This is a genomic window from Acidisphaera rubrifaciens HS-AP3, assembly GCF_000964365.1.
Lineage (GTDB): Bacteria > Pseudomonadota > Alphaproteobacteria > Acetobacterales > Acetobacteraceae > Acidisphaera > Acidisphaera rubrifaciens.
In genome coordinates, this window is record NZ_BANB01000982.1 from 1 (window position 1) to 1,696 (window position 1,696).

General features: G+C 74.6%; 3 protein-coding genes. 2 read left to right on the plus strand and 1 reads right to left on the minus strand.

Annotated features, from left to right (window positions below; translation table 11 throughout):
- Positions 1 to 150 precede the first annotated feature (150 nt).
- Together B8460_RS19520 and B8460_RS19525 are read left to right on the plus strand one after the other, a co-directional pair.
- Positions 151 to 600: a hypothetical protein gene (locus B8460_RS19520; RefSeq protein ID WP_148360730.1), complete on the plus strand. Its 450-nt coding sequence runs from the start codon at positions 151 to 153 to the stop codon at positions 598 to 600.
- A 197-nt stretch (positions 601 to 797) separates the two neighbouring features.
- The gene (locus B8460_RS19525; RefSeq protein WP_048863298.1) at positions 798 to 1,232 is read left to right on the plus strand and encodes a CBS domain-containing protein; all 435 of its coding nucleotides are present in this window, start codon (positions 798 to 800) and stop codon (positions 1,230 to 1,232) included.
- 47 nt (positions 1,233 to 1,279) lie between these two features.
- On the opposite strand, the gene B8460_RS19530 is transcribed toward B8460_RS19525, so the two are convergent.
- Positions 1,280 to 1,696, minus strand: a 417-nt coding sequence (locus B8460_RS19530; RefSeq protein ID WP_048863299.1) for a sulfite exporter TauE/SafE family protein, incomplete at its 5' end; no start/stop codon positions are given.

Genomic DNA, 1,696 nt, shown 5'->3' on the forward strand with positions numbered 1-1,696 from the left:
GGCGGCGGCTGCGCGCCGGAGCAAGCCGCCGCCCGGCCCCGCGCTTGTGATGGCGTGGATAAAGCCCGGCCGCCTGTCGCCGCCAGCCGCCGTCACCATGTCGGTAGGCGGGCGCGACCGCGACGCGTCCGGCGGAGCAGGGAGGCAGTGATGGAGCGATCGGTTATTCGTGCCACGCGCCGGGCAATGCTCGGCAGCGGGCTTGCCGTGCTGCTGGGCGCGCAGGGTGCGCCGGGCGGCATCGCGTTCCTGTATGTCAACGGGGCGATGGCGGCGGCGCGGGCGTTCTTCCGCACCCTGGCGACGCAGGGACCCGCGACGGCCTATGGGCAGGCCGCCGCGGACTACCGGACGGCGACCACGCTCGGCACGCTGCAAGCCACCGCCGCGCGGTATGACCTGGCCGCGTTCGACGACATCAAGTGGGAGTCGTGGTCGCGCACGGGCGACCGGGCGCTGCTGGGCGGCCGCGTCGACCTGTCGGGCGGGCGGGACGTGTGTGCGACCCTGACGATGATCAAGGATCAGGCCGGCACGTGGCGGGTCGCAGCCCTCGATGTCCGGCCCGGCCCGGTCAACTGGTGGGAGCGCTCCGGCTAACGCCACCACCTGCCGAGCTGCCCGGGCAGGCCGTCGCGCGGTGGGTCGCGCGGCGCCGACCGTGACGCAGTCGCTTGCAATTGACACGATCGGCGCATGACGAAGCGGCCACGTCCTTCGTCCGCCCCCCGGCAGTGCCTAAGTCTGTGATCAGCGGCGGATTCGTGCCGCGGGCGCTCAGACAAGGGAGGCGCGCGATGCTGTTACGGGACGTGCTGCGGCGGAAGGGCGGGGACGTCACCACCGCGCAGGGAGAGGCGCTGCTCGCCGACGTGGTGCGCATCCTCGCCGACGAGCGGATCGGCGCGGTGGTGGTGCTCGACCGGCGCGGCGATCTTGCCGGGCTGTTTTCCGAACGCGAGCTGGTGCTGGCCTGCGCCGCCCACGGCGACGCCGCGCTCGGCATGGAGGTGGGCGGGCTGATGAACCGCGCCGTCATCACCGGCACGCCGGAGGAGCGGATCGACGACGCGCTGCGCCGCATGACGCTGCGCCGGTCGCGGCATCTGCCGGTGATCGAGGACGGGCGGCTGGTCGGCATCATCAGCCTCGGCGACCTCGTCAAGCATCGGCTGGAGGAAAAGGAGCTGGAGGCCGGCGTGCTGCTGGAGCTCGCCCGCCGCCACACCTGATCGCCGCAAGCGCCACGGTCCCGGGGCCGCGCCCCGGCCGGCCGCGGTCAGACGAACAGACGCGCGGCCGTCGCCAGCAGGATGACGGCGAGCGCCGGGCGCAGCGCGCGCTCTGGCACCCGTGTCGCCAGGACGCTGCCCGCCAGAACCGCCGGGATCGAGCCGCACAGCAGCGAGGCCAGCAGGCGCGGATCGACGTCGCCGATGGCCCAGTGGCCGAGCCCGGCGATTAGCGTCAGCGGCACGGCGTGGGCGATGTCCGACCCCACCAGCCGCGCGATCGGCAGGCGGGGGTGCAGCAGCGCCAGGACCGTCAGCCCGATCGCCCCGGCGCCCACCGAGGACAGCGTCACCAGCACGCCGAGGGCGAGGCCGGTCGCCACGGTCAGCGCCGCCCGCCGCCGCGTGCCCCCGGCCGGCAACGGGCGCGCGGCGAGGCGGCGGGCGATCCACGGGCGCAGCAG

What these genes read in the sequence shown, in the direction of transcription:
- B8460_RS19520 (WP_148360730.1), top strand. Translation starts at nt 151, where the DNA reads ATGGAGCGATCGGTTATTCGTGCCACGCGCCGGGCAATGCTCGGCAGC.
- B8460_RS19525 (WP_048863298.1), top strand. Translation starts at nt 798, where the DNA reads ATGCTGTTACGGGACGTGCTGCGGCGGAAGGGCGGGGACGTCACCACC.